This is a genomic window from Reyranella sp. (assembly GCF_017305915.1).
In the GTDB taxonomy this organism is placed as follows: domain Bacteria; phylum Pseudomonadota; class Alphaproteobacteria; order Reyranellales; family Reyranellaceae; genus Reyranella.
The window spans coordinates 66,100-83,246 of sequence record NZ_JAFKJN010000027.1 but is presented as its reverse complement, the minus strand read 5'-3'; the positions used below and the strand labels follow the sequence as shown (position 1 = coordinate 83,246).

The following is a 17,147-nucleotide window of genomic DNA, read 5'->3' as shown; positions in this document are numbered from 1 at the left end:
CCCCCGTTACGCACGCCTACTTCGGTCTCGGATCGACCAGCCCGTCATCGGGCTGCGGGAAGTCTCCCCGCCGCAGCAGCCTGACCGCCTTCACGAGTGCCCGAGCCGCGTTGCGCGTCTCCTCCTGGAAGGCCTTGTCGTCGTCGAGCGCCCGATGGCTCTCGGCATAGGTCTCATAATAGCCGACATAGCGGTCGATGGCGGCAGCGTGGCCTGCGCCCATCAGGCCCATGTCGGCCAGCCAGTCCGACAGCGAGCGGCGCAGGGTCTCGGCCCCCGCCGCATCGCCGTGCACGACGATCGCGTAGGCGCGGCCGGCGAGATGGCGCGGGTAGTCCCAGCCCTTCATCTCGAGATCCTTGGCCTTCTGCGCATCCTTGCCGCCGGTCGAGGTCGGGTCGGGATTGCCGCCGTCGGCGCACACCAGACGATCCATCATGGCCTTCAGCACGGTCGGTGCCTGATACCAATGGACCGGTGTCACGATCATGACACCGTGCGCTGCCGCCCACATCGGATAGATCGCGTTCATCCAGTCGTTGGTCTGGCCCAGCGAATGGTTGGGATAGCAGGAGCAGGGCCAGTGGCAGAGCGGCATCGCCGTCGAGACGCAGCCCTTGCAGGGATGGATCTGGATGCCGAATTCCGAGGTCTGGCGGTCGAGGTCGAGTCGCTCGACCTCGAAGCCGCGCTCGCGCCGGATGACCTCCTCGGCGATCTCCATCAGCCGGAAGCTCTTGGACATCTCGCCCGGGCAGGTCTGGTCGCTGCGCGGCGAACCGTTGATCAGCAGGATACGCGACTTGGAGGAGGGCGAGCGCTGCTGCCGCTCGGCGCGGCGGATGGCGTTGCGCGCGGCGGTCCACTCGACCGAGAGCTCGTATTTGGGATCGGCAAAGCCCCTGCCGGCGGGACGGGTGCGCGGCGACTTGCGGCTGTCGTCGTAGCCGTCCCATGCCGCGGCGACGATCTTGGCGATCTCGGCTTTCAGCGGCTCGAAGGCAGGATCGTAGAAGCGCTCTTGCAGGCGTTCGGCGAAGCGGGCCTTGGCGAGCTGCACGCTCGGCATGCCCTTGCGGACCTTGATCCGTGCCATGTTTCCTCCCTGGCCAGGGGAAGATAACGCTTACGCCCGGCGGGGGCTGCGGGAAATCGCCTGCAGGGCCTTGAGATGCGCCGCCGTGGCCGACAGCGCCTTGCGCTCGATCGCGCGGTAGTGGCGGATCAGCTCCTGGCCGCGCGGCGTCAGCGCCGCGCCGCCGCCGGCGCGCCCGCCGGTCTGCGCCGTCACCAGCGGCTCCTCGAAGGTGCGGTTGATCTCCGACACCAGCTCCCAGGCGCGCTTGTAGGACATGTTCATCGAGCGGCCCGCCGCCGAGATCGAGCCCTCGCGCTCGATCTGCTCCAGCAGGGCGACCTTGCCGGGGCCGAGCCGGCCCTCGTCGTCGAAGTCGATGCGGATGCTGAGGTGTGGCATCGGACGCTCCTAGCTGCGCTCGAAGGATACACTTTTGATCACGGCATACACCGGCCGGCCGGGGGACAGTGCCAGCCGCTGCACCGACTTGGCGGTGAGGCGGGCGACCAGGGTCGCGCCGTTGCAGTCGAGCCGCACGTCGGCTTGCGCACCGCTCTCGCTGATCTGCGAAACCTTGCCGCTCAGCACGTTGAGCGCGCTGATGTCCTGCGGCGGCTGCAGCGACAGCATGACGTCGCGCGAGCGGATGTAGGCGCGCACGACGGAGCCGGTCTCGGCGGCGAGCCGCGGCACCTGCAGGTCGCCAGCGCGCGAGCCGAGCGTGGTGAGCTGGAAGGCGTCGTCGTGGCGCGCCACGACCGCCTCGAGGACGCTGCCGCCGTCGCTCGCCTCGGCGAGCGGCAGGATGTCGAGCACTGGCCCGACCGCCGTGACCTTGCCCTCGCTCAGGATGACCACGGTGGTGGCGAGCCGCGCCACCTCGATGACGGAGTGGCTGACGTAGAGGATTGGCACGCCGATGTCGCGCAGCCGCTCGATGTAGGGAAGGATCTCGGCGCGGCGCTGCTCGTCGAGCGACGCCAGCGGCTCGTCCATCAGCAGCAGTCGCGGATGGGCGAGCAGGGCGCGGCCGATCGCGACGCGCTGCTTCTCGCCGCCGGACAAGGAGTCGGGCTTGCGCTCGATCAGCGGCGCGATGCCCAGCAGCTCGACGATCGAGCCGAAGTCGCCCGCGACGCCGCCATCGCCGCGCGAGAACCAGCGGCCGTAGAGCAGGTTCTGGCGCACGCTGAGATGCGGGAACAGGCGGCTGTCCTGGAAGACGTAGCCGACCCGGCGGCGGTGCTTGGGGGCGAACACGCCGCGCGCGGTGTCGACCAGGGTCGTGCCGTCGATGACGATGCGGCCGCGCTGCGGCCGGATCAGGCCGGCCACGATGTCGACCAGGGTCGACTTGCCCGAGCCCGAGCGGCCGAACAGCGCGGTCACGCCGGGCTGGGCGGCGAACGTGGCGGCGAGCCGGAAGGTGCCGCGCGCGTGCTCGATGTCGACGTCGAGGCTCATGTCGCGACGCGGCGGGCGCCGATGCGGCGGGCCAGCAGCTCGGAGCCGAGCAGGGCGGCCATCGAGATGACGATCGACACCAGCGTCAGCCTGAGCGCGCCGGCGTCGCCGCCCGGCACCTGGGTGAAGGTGTAGATCGCGGACGGCAGCGTCTGGGTCTCGCCCGGGATGTTGGAGACGAAGGTGATGGTGGCGCCGAACTCGCCCATCGACTTGGCGAACGAGAGGATCGCGCCGGCGATCACGCCGGGCAGGCAGAGCGGCAGGGTGATGGTGGCGAACACCCAGAGCGGGTGGGCGCCCAGCGTGCCCGCCGCGCTCTCCAGCCGCGTGTCGACCGCCTCGATCGACAGCCGGATCGCGCGCACCATCAGCGGGAAGCCCATCACCGCGCAGGCCAGCGCCGCGCCGGTCCAGCGGAAGGCGAAGACGATGCCGAAGGTCTGTTCGAGGAATTCGCCGATCGGCCCGCGCCGGCCGAACGAGATCAGCAGCAGGTAGCCGGTCACGACCGGCGGCATGATCAGCGGCAGATGGACGACCGTGTCGAGCAGGCTCTTGCCCCAGAACCGGCCGCGCGCCAGCAGCCAGGCGATGGCGATCCCGGGCGGCAGGCTGGCCGCCGTCGCGGTGACGGCGACCAGGAGGCTCAGCCGGACGGCCGTCCATTCCTCTGCCGTCATGTCGAGCTGGCGGACTTCACCAGGACCGTGAACCCCTGCTTCTCGAAGGCCGGCCGCGCCTTGCTGCTCTTCAGGTAGTCGAGGAAGGCCTTGGCGTCGGGCGACTTGGGGGCCTTGGTCAGCGCTGCCGGATAGATGATCGGCGGATGGGAGTCGCCGGGGAATTCGCCGACGATCTTGACGTTCGGCTCGGCCGCGGCGTCGGTCGCATAGACGATGCCGAGCGGCGCCTCGCCGCGCGCCACCAGCAGGAGCGCCGCGCGCACGTTCTCGGCCTGGGCGACGCTGCCCTTGACGCCGTCCCACGCGCCGAGCTTCTCGAGCGCCGACTTGCCGTACTTGCCGGCCGGCACCGCGTCGACGTTGGCCATCGCGAGCTTGCCGCCAGCTCCCTTCTCGCTGTTGAGCGCCTTGGCGAGGTCGAAGCCCTGCTTCACCGCGACCGTGGTCTTGGAGTCCCGGGGCGCGATCAGCACGATCTTGTTGCCCAGCAGGTTGAAGCGCGTGTCCTTCTGGATCAGGTCCTTCTTCTCGACATGGTCCATCCAGTCGAGGTCCGCCGAGATGAACATGTCGGCCGGCGCGCCCTGCTCCATCTGCTTGGCGAGCGCCGAGCTCGCGGCATAGGAGAGCCTGGGCGCCGGCTTGCCGGTCTCCTTCGACCAGGCTGACGCGATCTCGTCGAGCGCGTTCTTGAGGCTGGCGGCGGCGAAGATCACCATGCCGTCCTGCGCCCAGGCGCCGGCCGGCGCCATCGCGATCGCCGCGGCGAGGCCGAGCCATGCGCGACGCTTCATCCAAAGACCCATACGCAACCCTCCCTCTTCAGGAAGTCGGTATAGTCTTATGGATATAGCGCTTCGTCCAGAGGCGTTTTCCGTGGTTGGCGAGACGCCATAGGGCGGTCAGCACGATCGCCGTCAGGCTCGCCAGCAGCGCCTTGTGCACCGGCCGCGGTGCCAGGTCGGGATCGGCGTCGGCGGTGAGGATGCGCATCGGATCGACGTGGTTGACCAGCCCGTACCATGCGATCTCGAACGCCAGCGCCGCGATCGTGGCGCCGACGGCGAGCAGCAGCAGGCCGAGATACTGCGTGCGCAGCCGCGTCGGCATGAAGCGCCAGATCATCAGCCAGGCGAACAGGCCGGCGGCGACGGTGGCCTCGCCGACATTGGCCTTGGACTGGATGAAGAAGTGAAGGATCGCCAGCACCGCGGCCGGATAGATCAGCATGTGCAGGCGCTTCCAGTTGCGCTTCAGCCGCTTCTGCCAGCCGTTGGTCGAGGTGATGGCGAGCGCGGTCAGCGCCAGCAGCGCGGTGAAGCCGATGGTGAGGTAGAAGCGCCTGGCGATCTCCAGCGCCACCACGACCAGGTTCCACTTCTGGTCGGCGACGTAGATGAAGAAGTGCAGGCCGGCATAGAGCGCCGCCGCGACGCCGACCCGGCGGCGGATCTGGACCAGCGGCATCCAGTCGAACACCGCGCGCGCCGGCGTCAGCGCCAGCGAGCACAGCAGGAAGATCACCGCCCAGTCGCCGGTGATGTGCGTGGCGAGCGTCACCGGCCGCGCGCCGAGATCGTCGGTGAACCAGCGCCAGGCGAGGTTCAGCGCCGGCAGGCAGAGCCCGACCAGCGCCACCAGCCGCAGCCAGAACACGACACGGACGATCGACATGGCCCGACCTTAGCGGATCGGACCTTCAACCGGCGCTCAAACTTGCGTCACGTCTCGCCGCATTTCTGCCACCCAGACCAGCCCGTGCCACGGCGTGTCGCCGTACAGGGTGTCGAAATCGCGCGCCGGATCGCGCCGCATCGCGAGCCGCGCCATCACCGCCTGCGAGCGCGCATTGTCGGCGGCGGTGTAGGCCAGCAGCTCGCGGATGCCGAGGCGGGCGAAGGCATCCTCGAGCACGGCTCGTGCGGCTTCGCTGGCGTAGCCCTTGCCCCAGGCCGCACGCACCAGGCGCCAGCCGATCTCGGTGTGCGGATGGCCGGGCGTCGAGGGCATCACGCCGGCATAGCCGGCGAACACCTGCTGCGCGTCCTCGATCGCCAGCCGGCCGAAGCCGTGCCGCTCGAAGGTCGGGCGATAGCGGTCGAGCTTGGCGTCGCTTGCGGCGCGCGCCAGCGGGCCGCCGAGATCCGCGGCGACCTCGGGATCGGCGTTCAATGCGGCGAAGGCCGGCCGGTCCGCCTCGCGCCAGGGTCTCAGCGTGAGCCGGGCCGTCCGGAGCGGCGCCATCAGCGCGCGTTGCCGAACACGAAGCGGTAGGTGCCGATCACGGCCGGCCTGGCGACTCCGAACGGCTTCAGCGCCGAGCTCGTGAACAGGCTGCGGGCGGCGCTCGCGGTCGCCGCGGGCTCGGCGCCCTCCAGCATCACCATCCATTCGGCCTCGGGCTTCGGCCGGTCCATGCTCGACGACCGCTGCGGCGCGTCGGCGATCTCGACGTCGTTCTCCAGCACCGCGGCGCCGACCATGTCGGGCCGGGCGATCGCCGCCGGCAGCGTCTTCCTCAGCCAGGCGATCAGTCGTCGCCGTTGCGGCGGCTGCGGCACGAAGCGCACGGTGGTCAGCGCGCCGCCCTCGCCGTGGGCGAGGTCGAGCTGGACCCGCATGGTCATGCGATGGAAGTGCGTGAAGCGGCCGATCACCCGCCGGCTCCACGGCGTCTGGTTGGCCAGCACGTCGAGATAGCGCGGCGTCGCGAGATCGTCGGCGCGGTCGCATTCGTAGGTGGCGAGATACTTGGGACCGCCCTTCACCGCGACGTAGCGGCGGGCGCGATGGAAGCCCGGCAGCTCGACGCGCTCGTCGATGTGCTCGCGGTTGTACCATTCGTTGAGGTCGCGCTCGTGGCGCGGCGCGCTCTCGGTGTAGACCGCCAACATGCCCTTGCCGCGCAACGCCATGGCCGTTCCCCCCGCGATTGGCTTTGTCGCCAGCCGTCGGGCCGGAGCATACTGCAGCAAGCAACAAGGGTCACGGGACGGAAACATGAAGATCGCCAAGATCGAGGACTTGCATTGCGACGCCGGCTGGCGCGATTTCTCGTTCCTCAAGATCACCACCGACGACGGCATCGTCGGCTGGTCGGAATACAACGAAGGCTACGGCAGCGCCGGCCTCACCGCCGTGATCCGCCGCATGGCCGCCGGCCTGATCGGCGAGGACCCGCGCGCCGTCGAACGCATCATGTCGATGCAGTACGCCATCACCCGCCAGGCGCCGGGCGGCATCAACCAGCAGGCGATGGCGGCGATCGAGAACGCGCTGCTCGACGTCAAGGCGAAGTCGCTGGGCGTGCCGGTCTACGAGCTGTTCGGCGGCAAGGTGCGCGACCGCCTGCCGCTCTACTGGTCGCACTGCGGCAGCTACCGCTTCCGCAACGCCGCGATGATGGGCGTCGAGCCGGTGCGCTCGTTCGACGACGTCGTGAAGCTCGGCAAGCACGTCAAGGAGCGCGGCTTCAAGGCGCTCAAGACCAACATCTTCCGCTTCGACCTCGATCCGCCGAACATGCACCAGCCGGGCTTCGGCCGCACGCCGGGCGGCCCCGAGCTCAATGCCGATGGGCCGACGCTGGCGGCGATCGCCGACGGGCTGGCCGCGTTCCGCCAGGGCGCGGGACCGGACATGGGCATCCTGCTCGACACCAATTTCAACTTCAAAACCGAGGGCTACATCAAGGTCGCGCGCACCTGCGAGCCCTACAATCTGTTCTGGCTCGAGATCGATTCCTACGATCCGGAGGGCCTGCGGCTGATCCGCGACCGCAGCACCATGCCGATCGCGTCGTGCGAATCGCTGTTCAGCCGGCGCCAGTTCCGGCCGTTCTTCGAGAACCGCTCGATCGACGTGTCGATCATCGACGTGCCGTGGAACGGGCTGGCCGAGAGCCACAAGATCTCGACCATGGCGGAAGCCTACGAGATCAACTGCGCGCCGCACAATTTCTACGGCCACATGTCGACGCTGATGAGCGCCAACCTTTGTGCCGCGATGCCGAACTTCCGTATCATGGAAATCGATATCGACGACGTGCCCTGGAAGGACGATCTGGTCACCCATCCGCCGGTCATCCAGAATGGCGAGCTGATCGTGCCGACCCGGCCGGGCTGGGGTGCCGACATCAACGAGGAGGCGGTCAAGGCGCATCCGCCGAAGAACCCGCATCCGTGAGAGGAAAATCGAGATGGTCTACGAGCTTCGAACCTACACGCTCATTCCCGGCAAGATGCCGGAGTATCTCAAGGCGGCCGAGACGATCGGCCGGCCGGCGCGCGGCAACAACTATGGCGTCAACCACGGCTACTGGACGTCGGAGTTCGGCGCACTGAACCAGATCTGGCACCTCTGGAAGTACGACAGCTACGAGGAGCGCACGCGGCTGCGCGCCGAGCTGCAGAAGAACAAGGACTGGACCGAGAAGTACGTGCCGATCGTCAAGACCTGCCTGCAGCGCCAGGACCTGCGCCTGATGAACCCCGTGGTCGACATCAAGCCGAGCGACAACACCACCGGCAACATTTACGAGCTGCGCGTCTATCGCTGCAACCTGGGCGGCGCGCAGCAGTACGGCAAGGACTTCAAGGAAGTGCAGGCCGCTCGCGAGAAGTACTCGCCGATCTGGGGCGCGTGGACCGGCGAGTTCCCGCAGCCCAACGAGTGGATCCACCTGTGGCGCTACAAGAACCTCGAGGAGCGCTTCAAGGCGCGCGGCGACGCGATGAAGGACCCGGCGTGGCAGGCCTATCTCGCTAAGGGTCCGGCCAAGCTGCAGGAGATGTACTCGACCTTGCTGCTGCCGACCAACTACTCGCCGCTGAAGTAGTCTTTGGACCGCGCCACTCCAGTGGCGCGGTCCAATAAGGAGTACGCGTATGGATTCGTTCGACGATACCGCCCTTGCCCTGACCAGGTTCGGCGTCGGCCAGCCGGTATCGCGCCTGGAGGATCCGATCCTCCTGCGCGGCAAGGGCAGCTACACGGACGACCAGAACCTGCCGGGCCAGGCCTACGCGGTGATGGTCCGCAGCAGGCACGCGCACGGCATCCTGAAGGGCATCGACAGCACGGCCGCCGCGGCGATGCCCGGCGTGCTGGTGATCCTGACCTACGCCGACCTCGAGGCCGCGGGCTTCGGCCCGATGAAATGCGGCATGAACATCCCGCAGCGCGACGGCTCGCCGATGAAGACGCCGCCGCGCCATTCGCTGGCCAAGGACCGCGTGCGCTATGTCGGAGAGGCGGTCGCCTGCGTCGTCGCCGAGACGGCGGTGCAGGCCAAGGATGCCGCCGAGGTCGTCGAAACGGATATCGAGGCGCTGCCGGCAGTCACCACGCCGGCACAAGGGCTGGCCGCCGATGCGCCGCAGATCCATGACGAGGCGCCCGGCAATATCGCGATCGACTTCCACTACGGCGACGCCGAGGCGGTGAAGAAGGCCTTCGTCGAGGCCGCGCATGTCACGCGACTGGAAATCAACTCCAACCGTATCGTCGTCAATCCGATGGAGCCGCGCTCGGCGATCGGCAATGTCGAGAACGGCCGCTGGGTGCTGCGGGTCGGCTGCCAGGGGGTGATGGGCCTGCGCGGCGGCCTCGCCAAGGACGTGCTCAACACCACGCCCGACAAGGTGCGGGTGCTGACCGGCAATGTCGGCGGCTCGTTCGGCATGAAGAGCCAGGTTTATCCCGAGTACGGCCCGCTGCTGTTGGCCGCCAGGAAGCTCGGCCGGCCGGTGAAATGGACCGACGAGCGCTCCGAAAGCTTCCTGAGCGACCATCACGGCCGCGACCATCAACGCGTCGCGGAGCTGGCGCTCGACGAGGACGGCCGCTTCCTCGCCGTCCGGCTCAGCGGCACCGGCAACGCCGGCGCCTACATCTATCCGCCGATGCCCGCGACCACCAATGCGGTGAAGAACCTGATCGACGTCTATGCGACGCCGGCGATGGAGGTGAATTCCAGGGTTGTGTTCACCAACACCACGCCGATCGCCGCCTATCGCGGCGCTGGCCGGCCCGAGGCCAATTACTACATGGAGCGGCTGATCGATACGGCGGCGCGCGAGATGGGCATCGACCGGATCGAGCTGCGCCGCCGCAACCACATCGCGCCGAATGCGATGCCCTACAAGGCGCCGTCGGGCATGAACTACGACTCAGGTGAATTCACCACGATCCTCGACAAGGCCGTGGCGATCGCCGACTGGAATGGCTTCGACAAACGCAAAGCCGAGAGCGCCAAGCGCGGCAAGCTGCGCGGCCGCGGCATCGGCCAGTATCTCGAGGTCACCGGCCCGCCGAGCAAGGAGTATGGCGGCATCCGCTTCGAGGACGACGGCACCATCACCATGCTGTCGGGCACGCTCGACTACGGCCAGGGCCACGCCACGCCGTTCGCCCAGGTGCTGGGCGACCAGCTCGGCATCCCGGTCAACCGCTTCCGCCTGCTGCAAGGCGATTCGGACCAGCTCAAGGTCGGTGGCGGCACCGGCGGCTCGAAGTCGGCGCTGGTCGGCAGCCAGGCCTTCCTCGAGGCCGGCGACAAGCTGATCGAGCAGGGCAAGCAGATCGCTGCCCACGTGATGGAGGCCGCCGTCGTCGACATCGAGTTCGCCAACGGCCGCTTCACCATCGCCGGCACCGACCGCGGCGTCACCATCCTCGAGCTGGCCGACAAGCTGCGCAAAGGCCTGAAGCTGCCGCCTGACATCCCGCAGTCGCTCGATGTCAGCCACATCTCCGACAACCCGCCATTCTCGTTCCCCAACGGCTGCCACGTCGCCGAGGTCGAGATCGATCCCGACACCGGCACGATCGAGGTGGTGCGCTACTTCATGGTCAACGACTTCGGCACGGTCATCAATCCGATGCTGACCGCGGGCCAGGCGCATGGCGGCGTCGTCCAGGGCATCGGCCAGGCGCTGATGGAGTACGCGCGCTACGACGAGCAGGGTCAGCCGATCACCGGCTCCTATATGGACTACGCCATGCCGCGCGCGACCGATGCGCCGGGCTTCTCGATCGAGAACCATTCGGTGCCGTGCAAGACCAACCGGCTGGGCGTGAAGGGCTGCGGCGAGGCGGGCTGCGCCGGCGCGCTGCCGTCGGTGATGAACGCGGTGGTCGATGCGCTGGGCGTGCCCCACATCGACATGCCGGTGACGCCGGAGAAGGTCTGGCGGGTGCTGAACGGCGCGCGCTGACGTTCACTTCCGGCCGTTCAAATTGAACTGAAGGAACTTCACGGCGGCGGCGTTGAATTCCTTGTGGAAGGCTGCCCGGTCGAAGCCGTTTGGGTCGGTGCACAGGTCAGGATAGGCTTGCGCCAGGGCCGGCGGGCAGAGAAAGAAGGCGAAGTGTCCGGCATTTCGCACGACATGATATTCGTGCGGCGCCGACAGGTTCGTGTCGAGCGGCGCGACATCCCGCAAGAACACGCCGTCGCCGCCCAGCTCCGAGGCCCAGAGCTGCACCGGCGCCGTGATCGGCGCCAGGGCTTCGGCCGTGAAGAAGACTGCGAGCGGGTCGGCGACGACGGCGGCCTTGATGCGCGAGTCGTGTGGTATCGGCCCGGGGAATTCCTTGCCGCGGATTTGCTGGCAACCGCGCGCCGGTGAGTCGCCGCAATAGCCGGTGGCGTTCGCCCAGTCGGCGTTGGCACCGATGACAGCGAGCCCGGTATAGCCGCCGCGCGAGAAGCCGAAGAAGCCGATGCGGGAGGGATCGATGAAGGGCGCGGCGGGCGAGGCGCCGAGCATATGGTCGACCAGCCGCTTGATGTCGGCCGGCCGCGAGACATAAACCGAAAGCTCGGTAGCACGGCTCTTGTCCGAGGCTGTATCGCCCGGATGGTTGATGGCGGCGACAATGAAGCCCGCGTCGGCGAGCGCCTCGACGGTGTCGTGGTGGCCCAGGAAGGTGCCCCCGCGGCCGTGCGAGACGACAATCAGCGGGTGCTTCTCGCCGCTCAGCGGGCAATCCTTCGAGACGCTCAGCGCGTAGGGGCCAAGCTGCACCGTGCCGGGCGGCTCGGCGCAGGGGTACCACAGGGCGCCGGTGAGGGCGGGTCCCTTGGCATCGGCAGGGACATCGACGAAGCGAAAGCCCGCCGCAAACGACGGCATCGCCAGGGCGCACAGCGCGATCGCGACAACGACTGGTAGGATACGCATGGGGTCGAGCTCCGTGAAGGTTCCGGCGCTACTTCTTGTCCGCCGACTCCAGCGGCGGCTGGATGATGCGGCCGGCGCCCGACACCTTGCTGTGCAGGCTGGCCGGGCGGGTCAGCAGCCTGACCTTGCCGGAGCCGGCCAGCTTGAGGTCGGCTTCCTCCTTGGGCCCCGCCTCGACGCTGCCGCTGCCGGAGATCTTGGCGTCGAGGCGCTTCATCGTGACGTCGCCCAGCCGCACGTCGCCCGAGCCGGAGATGGTGGCCGACACGCGCTCGACGCTGCCGTGCGCCTCGATCTGGCCGCTGCCGTTGATCCTGAGCTCGAGCTCGCGCTGGTCGAGCTTCTCCAGCGTCACGTTGCCCGCGCCCGAGATGCGCACATGGCGCAGCGCCCGCGCCGGCAGCGCGACCTCGACCGGCCCCTCCAGCCGGCCGCAGGAGAACAGCTTGCCGCCGCGCACCTGCAGACGCGCGACCGCCTCGGGCGTGCCGCGCAGGACGACGTCGCTGCCGTCGCTCGCGATCAGTCGCAGCGGCACCGGTGTCGTGACCTCGATCTTGTCGCCGCCGGTCCAGGGCAGGCGGCGCTCCGGGCCGGCGACCGCCACCGTGTCGTCGCAGGAATGCCAGCCGAACCGCTCTTCGGCGATCACGCGGCGGATGTCTTCGCGGCCGCCGAGGACCCAGGCGAGCGACAGCGAGACGATGCCGACGCCGAGGCCGATGACGGCGATCCTGCCGAGGGTGCTGTTCATGGGACTCTCCTCCTCAGGCCGCTTCGCTGCGCTGGAGCAGCGTGTAGTGCAGCCGTGCGAAGCGGGCGAGCAGGCGCACCACATAGTCGACCGCCATCAAGAGCAGCGCGCCGCCGCCGACGCCCAGCCCGAGCAGGCCGATGCCGCTCAGGATGCGCGTCAGGTAGCCGAGCGACAGGCCGTGGAAGCTGAACAGCTTCATCACCAGCGCCAGACCGGCGATGCACAGGCCGAGCAGGGCAAGGCCGATCACCAGCGCCGCGATGGCGAGCGCGCCGAGCAGCGGCAGCAGGAACATGAAGTCGACCGCGATCAGCGCCAAAAAGCCGATCATCGCGGCGTAGAAGTTGGCCGGCGTGCGCGCGCTCTCCCAGCGGCGCAGGCCCGCCTCGGCGCGCAGCTCGCGGGCGAGTCGCACCGGATCGCCCAGGGCGGCGGCAATCTCGGCCTCGCTGCGGCCGGCGGCCAGGCCTTCGGCGAAATGGCTGTCGTAGTCGTCCATCAGCTCTTCGATCTCCGGCGCGGGCAGGCCGCGCAGGCGATCGTGCAGGATCGACAGGAATTCGGCTCGGGTCATCGCGCCCCTCCGGCGGTTCTCGCAGATGGTGTGGGATTGTCGGCCAGCACCCGGGCGACCGACGCCACGAAGCTGGTCCATTCGGTGCGCTGCGCGGCGAGCGCGGCGTGGCCGGCGCGCGTCAGCTGGTAGTACTTGCGCGGCGGGCCGCTGCTCGATTCCTCGAGATAGGTCTTCACCAGGCCATCGGCCTGCATGCGCCGCATCAGCGGATAGATCGTGCCTTCGCCCATGCCGATGTCCTGCGCCAGGCGGCTGGCGATGTCGTAGGCATAGCCGTCCTGCTGCGCCAGCATCGCCAGCACGCACATGTCGAGCACGCCCTTGCGCAATTGCACCAGCAGCGAATCCGTCACAGCGACTGCACTCTCGTGTTAAACATGGTACCTTGCAAAACAAGGTAGTGAGGCGTAGACAGCCTGTCCAGTGCGATCACGCGCGAGAGGAGAGGAAGACCGATGCGCCGCTATCACGCCCTGGACGCGCTCCGTGCCGCGATGATGTTCCTCGGCATCTATCTCCACGCTGCCGTCGCCTATTCGCCCAATGGCGGCTGGTTGTGGAAGCAGGCCGAGCAGACGCGCCTGCTCGACTGGTCGACCAGCGCCATCCACGTCTTCCGGATGCCGATCTTCTACGCCATGGCCGGCTTCTTCACGGCGCTGCTGATCGCCCGCTACGGCTCGCGCCGCGCGGCCTGGAACCGCTTCCTGCGCATCGTCGTGCCGTTCGTGGTCGGCTGGATGGTGGTGTGGCCGCTGTCGATGTTCCTCGCGGGCCTCGGCCATTTCGGCCTCGAGCGCACGCTGGCGGGCTTCGCGTCAGGGTTGGTGTTCGCCTACGTCATTCCGCTGCATCTGTGGTTCCTCGAATACCTGATTCTGCTGTACCTCCTGGCCGCCGTGGCAGTGGCGCTGGTGCCGCTGCTGCTGTCGGAGGGTGTCCGCCAGGCTACCCTGCGGGCGTTCCGCGCGATCGTGCTGTCGCCGTGGGCGCCGCTGGCGCTGGCGGTGCCGTCGTTCGCGGCGCAGCTCCTGATGCCCGATCCCTGGATCGAGGATCCGCCGGGCTTCGTCCCGGTGTTCCGGATCGTCGCGGTCTATGCCGTCCCGTTCGCCGTCGGCTGGCTGCTGTTCCTGCAGAGCGATCTCCTGGAGACGATCGCCCGGCGCGCCTGGCTCTACGCGGCGCTGGCGGTCGTGGCGAGCGTCGCCTATCGCTACAGCTACGGCCTGCCGCTGGATCGCGCCGTGCTGTTCTACCTGATCCGCGGCGTGCATGCGGCGGCCGAGTGGCTCCTGATCCTGGGCGTCGCCGGCCTGTTCCTGCGTTACCTCTCGGACCACAGCCCGTACCGGCGCTATCTCTGCGATTCCTCGTACTTCCTCTACATCGCCCACATGCCGGTGATCCTGGCCTTCCAGTTGCTGCTGAAGGACGTGCCGCTGCCGCCGCTGGCCAAGTTCGCGATCACGCTCGCCGGCACCGTCGCCGTGCTGCTGCCGGTCTACCGCTTCGGCGTGCGGCCGACCTTCATCGGCGCGATCCTGAACGGCCGGCGCTATCCGTCGACCATCGGTCCCGTGGTAGAAGGCGGTCCTCAGCTGGAGGATCGCCGTGCCCAAGACGCTGTTCATTGATTCGACACCGGACATCGACAAGGTCTGGAAGCGCGTCCACGGCGCGAACGACATCCCCGTCACCGTCGGCATGGGCCCGGTCGACGAGCCGGACGTGCCCGCGAAGATCGCGGGCTACGACACGGTGATCAACGACGCGACCTACTTCAGCGCTCCGACGCTGGCGAAGTGCGCGGGGCTGAAGCACATCGTCTTCCTCGGCACCGGCGCGGCGAGCTTCGTCGACGTCGCGGCCGCCCAGAAGCTCGGCATCAAGGTCTCGACCATCTCGGGCTACGGCGACACCACGGTGGCCGAGCACGCGATGGGCCTGGTGTTCGCCGCGGCCCGTCATATCGCCACCATGCACGGCATCGTGCGCGGCGGCGCCTGGCGGCCGATGCAGGGCATGGAACTGCGCGGCAAGACGCTGGGCATCGTCGGCCTGGGCGGCATCGGCCGCGAGATGGCGCGACTCGGCACCGGCATCGGGCTGAACGTGCTGGCCTACAACCGCACCGCCAAGCCGGGCACGGTGCCGATCGACGAGCTGCTCGCCCAATCCGACATCGTCAGCCTGCATCTCGGCCTCAACGACCAGACCCGCGGCTTCCTGAATCGCGAGCGGATCGCCAGGACCAGGCCGGGCGTGATCGTCGTCAATACCGCGCGCGCCGGCGTGGTCGACGAGCCGGCGCTGATCGCGGCGCTGAAATCAGGCCATGTCGGCCACTACGCGACCGACGTGTTCGGCAAGGAGCCGCCGTCGCCCGACGAGCCGTTGCTCAGGGTCGACAACGTCACGCTGACGAGCCACGCGGGCTACAACACCCCGGAGGCGGCGATGACCATGTATCGCCGCGCCATCGATCTGGCGGCCAAGGGCTAGAAAATCCTCCCCATTCAAATGGGGAGGTGTCGGCGTCTTACGCTGACGGAGGGGTCAAGGGCGGCGGACGGAGGCGCATGACCCCTCCGTCGCGGATTACCGCGCCACCACCCCATCTGAATGGGGAGGGTTGGCCTCCTACTTGTCCAGCCAGAACGTGTCGAAGCGGACGCAGTCGTAGATGCCGAAGTACTCGTACGGATTGTGGCCCTTCACGTAGTTGAACCAGATGTCGTTGATCTTCTCCCACGACACCGGCAGCACCGGCGGGTCGGCCTCCATGATCTCCTCGGCCTGGCGGATCAGTCCGAGGCGCTTCTTGACGTCGACCTCGCGGTCGATCTGCGGCAGCAGCTCGTTGAACTTGGCGTTGTCCCAGAAGCCGTAGTTCTGCGGCCCGTCCTTCTTGTACCAGGCGTTGAAGTAGTCCGACGGGTCGAGCAGGGTCGAGACGATCGCGCCGATGGCGAGATCGAACTTGCCGGTCTTGATGTCGTCGAACCACACCGATTCGACCACCGTGCGCAGGGTGCACTCGACGCCGATCTGCTGCAGCATCGCCTGGATCGCCTGCGCCCACAGCTTGAACGAGGCGACGTCGCGCACCAGGAAGTCGAGCCCCTTGATGCCGCCGGGATGGCCGGCCTGCGCCATCAGCGCCTTGGCCTCCTTGATGCCGGCGGCGGTGTCGTCCTGGTAGCCCAGCCGCTTCTTGAGCTGGTCGAGCGGCGTCGCCCATTCGGAGAACGGGTAGATCATGCCGCCCATCATCATCGGCGCCACGTCCTTGACGACGTCGACCAGCACCGGCCGGTCGAGGCTGAGATGGATGGCGCGGCGCACCCGCACGTCGTCGAGCGGCTTCTTCTTGTTGTTCATCCAGGTGCCCTGGATGACCGACTGGTAGAAGGCCGTGGTCGACATGCCCTTGGTATCCTTGGCCTTGCGCGCCGTCACCGGATCGCAGATGCGAGCGTAGTCGACGCGATTCGACAGGATCGCCGAGCCCAATTCGGGCGAGAACGGCAGGGCGTGATAGAACTCGATGCCGTCGAGATAGGGCAGGCCCTTGTTCCAGTAGTTGGCGTTCTTCTCCATCACCCAGATCTCGTTCTCGACCCGCCGCTTGCTCTTGAACGGGCCGGTGCCGGGGATGTCGACGACGCGGCGCAGGTTGTACTGGTTGTCCTCCAAGGTCTTCTTGCGGACGATGCCGTTCCAGCCCGACGCGAACGCCGCCATCATGAAGCTGGCCGGGCGCGGCTCGCTGAGCTTGAAGATCACCGTCTTCTTGTCGGGCGCCTGGATCTCGCTGACCGTGGTGAACAGCGTCGAGCGCGGGATCATCACGCCCTGCGGCGGCTTGGCGATGCGGTCGAAGGTGGCCTTCACGTCCTCGGAGGCGAACTCCGCGCCGTCGCTGAACTGCACGCCCTCGCGCAGATGGAAGGTGTAGGTCTGGCCGTCCTTCGAGATCTCCCAGCTATGCGCCAGGTCGGGAATGATGGTCTTGCCCGAATCGCGCGGGTCGCGCCGCACCAGGTTGTCGAACATGCACCCCTGGCTGCCCAGGCTGTTGATCGTGCCCGACTGGTGGAAGTCGAAATGCGGCGGGCGCGAGGTGATGGCGTATTTCAGCACGCCGCCCGACTTGGCGTTGGGCTCCGGCGCCTTGAGCTGGAATTTCGAGCCGTCGAACTCGTTGGGCACGCCCTGGGCGAGGGCCTGCCACGGCATGCCGAACACGGTCGCGCCCAATGCGGCCGAACCCCCCTTGACGAACTGACGACGATTTACGCTGGAACGCTCCTTACGCTGGTCCATGGCGCTACCTCCCATTTGGCCTTTTGCAGGCCACGCACAATGTGCTCAGATGGTTTGTCCATCCTCATGA

Annotated in this window: 18 protein-coding genes; 5 read left to right on the top strand and 13 right to left on the bottom strand. The window is 68.0% G+C overall.

Going from position 1 to position 17,147, the window contains the following annotated elements; all coding sequences use genetic code 11:
* Window positions 1–16: 16 nt before the first annotated feature.
* The 8 genes from J0J01_RS25150 to J0J01_RS25115 are packed head-to-tail and all read right to left on the bottom strand — an operon-like array spanning window position 17 to window position 6,143.
* Entirely contained in the window at window positions 17–1,096 is a 1,080-nt protein-coding gene (locus J0J01_RS25150; protein ID WP_296385735.1) for a flavodoxin family protein, read from the bottom strand.
* 30 nt (window positions 1,097–1,126) lie between these two features.
* Window positions 1,127–1,477: a LysR family transcriptional regulator gene (locus J0J01_RS25145; protein ID WP_296385733.1), complete on the bottom strand. Its 351-nt coding sequence runs from the start codon at window positions 1,475–1,477 to the stop codon at window positions 1,127–1,129.
* Between the two features lie 9 nt (window positions 1,478–1,486).
* Entirely contained in the window at window positions 1,487–2,542 is a 1,056-nt protein-coding gene (modC, locus tag J0J01_RS25140; RefSeq protein WP_296385731.1) for a molybdenum ABC transporter ATP-binding protein, read from the bottom strand.
* Window positions 2,539–3,225: a molybdate ABC transporter permease subunit gene (gene modB, locus J0J01_RS25135; RefSeq protein ID WP_296385729.1), complete on the bottom strand. Its 687-nt coding sequence runs from the start codon at window positions 3,223–3,225 to the stop codon at window positions 2,539–2,541. Before modB ends, modC begins: the two co-directional genes overlap by 4 nt.
* The gene (modA, locus tag J0J01_RS25130) at window positions 3,222–4,022 is read right to left on the bottom strand and encodes a molybdate ABC transporter substrate-binding protein (RefSeq protein ID WP_296385727.1); all 801 of its coding nucleotides are present in this window, start codon (window positions 4,020–4,022) and stop codon (window positions 3,222–3,224) included. The genes modB and modA overlap by 4 nt, the downstream gene beginning before the upstream one ends.
* A 28-nt stretch (window positions 4,023–4,050) precedes the next feature.
* Window positions 4,051–4,902, bottom strand: a complete 852-nt coding sequence (locus tag J0J01_RS25125; protein WP_296385725.1) for a ferric reductase-like transmembrane domain-containing protein — start codon at window positions 4,900–4,902, stop codon at window positions 4,051–4,053.
* Between the two features lie 36 nt (window positions 4,903–4,938).
* Window positions 4,939–5,472, bottom strand: coding sequence for a GNAT family N-acetyltransferase (locus tag J0J01_RS25120; protein ID WP_296385723.1), 534 nt, complete (start codon window positions 5,470–5,472; stop codon window positions 4,939–4,941).
* Window positions 5,472–6,143, bottom strand: coding sequence for a DUF4286 family protein (locus tag J0J01_RS25115; RefSeq protein WP_296385722.1), 672 nt, complete (start codon window positions 6,141–6,143; stop codon window positions 5,472–5,474). The genes J0J01_RS25120 and J0J01_RS25115 overlap by 1 nt, the downstream gene beginning before the upstream one ends.
* Before the next feature lie 85 nt (window positions 6,144–6,228).
* Here J0J01_RS25115 and J0J01_RS25110 point away from each other — a divergent pair, with 85 nt between their 5' ends.
* Genes J0J01_RS25110 through J0J01_RS25100 form a run of 3 tightly spaced genes read left to right on the top strand, consistent with a single transcriptional unit; the run spans window position 6,229 to window position 10,445 of the window.
* Window positions 6,229–7,413 carry a mandelate racemase/muconate lactonizing enzyme family protein gene (locus J0J01_RS25110; RefSeq protein ID WP_296385720.1) on the top strand — a complete coding sequence of 395 codons (1,185 nt, stop codon included), beginning with the start codon at window positions 6,229–6,231 and terminating at the stop codon, window positions 7,411–7,413.
* Window positions 7,414–7,426: 13 nt separating this feature from the next.
* Complete coding sequence (locus J0J01_RS25105) at window positions 7,427–8,065, top strand: NIPSNAP family protein (protein ID WP_296385718.1); 639 nt, start codon at window positions 7,427–7,429, stop codon at window positions 8,063–8,065.
* A gap of 49 nt (window positions 8,066–8,114) precedes the next feature.
* Window positions 8,115–10,445, top strand: a complete 2,331-nt coding sequence (locus J0J01_RS25100; protein WP_296385716.1) for a xanthine dehydrogenase family protein molybdopterin-binding subunit — start codon at window positions 8,115–8,117, stop codon at window positions 10,443–10,445.
* Between the two features lie 3 nt (window positions 10,446–10,448).
* Here the strand turns inward: J0J01_RS25100 and J0J01_RS25095 are convergent, their stop codons facing one another.
* The 4 genes from J0J01_RS25095 to J0J01_RS25080 are packed head-to-tail and all read right to left on the bottom strand — an operon-like array spanning window position 10,449 to window position 13,101.
* Window positions 10,449–11,414 carry an alpha/beta hydrolase gene (locus J0J01_RS25095; RefSeq protein ID WP_296385714.1) on the bottom strand — a complete coding sequence of 322 codons (966 nt, stop codon included), beginning with the start codon at window positions 11,412–11,414 and terminating at the stop codon, window positions 10,449–10,451.
* 28 nt (window positions 11,415–11,442) lie between these two features.
* The gene (locus J0J01_RS25090) at window positions 11,443–12,168 is read right to left on the bottom strand and encodes a DUF2807 domain-containing protein (RefSeq protein ID WP_296385712.1); all 726 of its coding nucleotides are present in this window, start codon (window positions 12,166–12,168) and stop codon (window positions 11,443–11,445) included.
* 13 nt (window positions 12,169–12,181) lie between these two features.
* Entirely contained in the window at window positions 12,182–12,745 is a 564-nt protein-coding gene (locus J0J01_RS25085) for a DUF1700 domain-containing protein (RefSeq protein WP_296385710.1), read from the bottom strand.
* Window positions 12,742–13,101, bottom strand: a complete 360-nt coding sequence (locus J0J01_RS25080; protein ID WP_296385707.1) for a PadR family transcriptional regulator — start codon at window positions 13,099–13,101, stop codon at window positions 12,742–12,744. The genes J0J01_RS25085 and J0J01_RS25080 overlap by 4 nt, the downstream gene beginning before the upstream one ends.
* Before the next feature lie 102 nt (window positions 13,102–13,203).
* Here J0J01_RS25080 and J0J01_RS25075 point away from each other — a divergent pair, with 102 nt between their 5' ends.
* Together J0J01_RS25075 and J0J01_RS25070 are read left to right on the top strand one after the other, a co-directional pair.
* A complete protein-coding gene (locus J0J01_RS25075) occupies window positions 13,204–14,385 on the top strand; it encodes an acyltransferase family protein (RefSeq protein ID WP_296385706.1) in 1,182 nt (393 codons plus the stop codon).
* Window positions 14,363–15,253, top strand: a complete 891-nt coding sequence (locus J0J01_RS25070; protein WP_296385705.1) for an NAD(P)-dependent oxidoreductase — start codon at window positions 14,363–14,365, stop codon at window positions 15,251–15,253. The genes J0J01_RS25075 and J0J01_RS25070 overlap by 23 nt, the downstream gene beginning before the upstream one ends.
* 138 nt (window positions 15,254–15,391) lie before the next feature.
* Here the strand turns inward: J0J01_RS25070 and J0J01_RS25065 are convergent, their stop codons facing one another.
* Window positions 15,392–17,077, bottom strand: a complete 1,686-nt coding sequence (locus J0J01_RS25065) for an ABC transporter substrate-binding protein (protein WP_296385704.1) — start codon at window positions 17,075–17,077, stop codon at window positions 15,392–15,394.
* Window positions 17,078–17,147 lie beyond the last annotated feature (70 nt).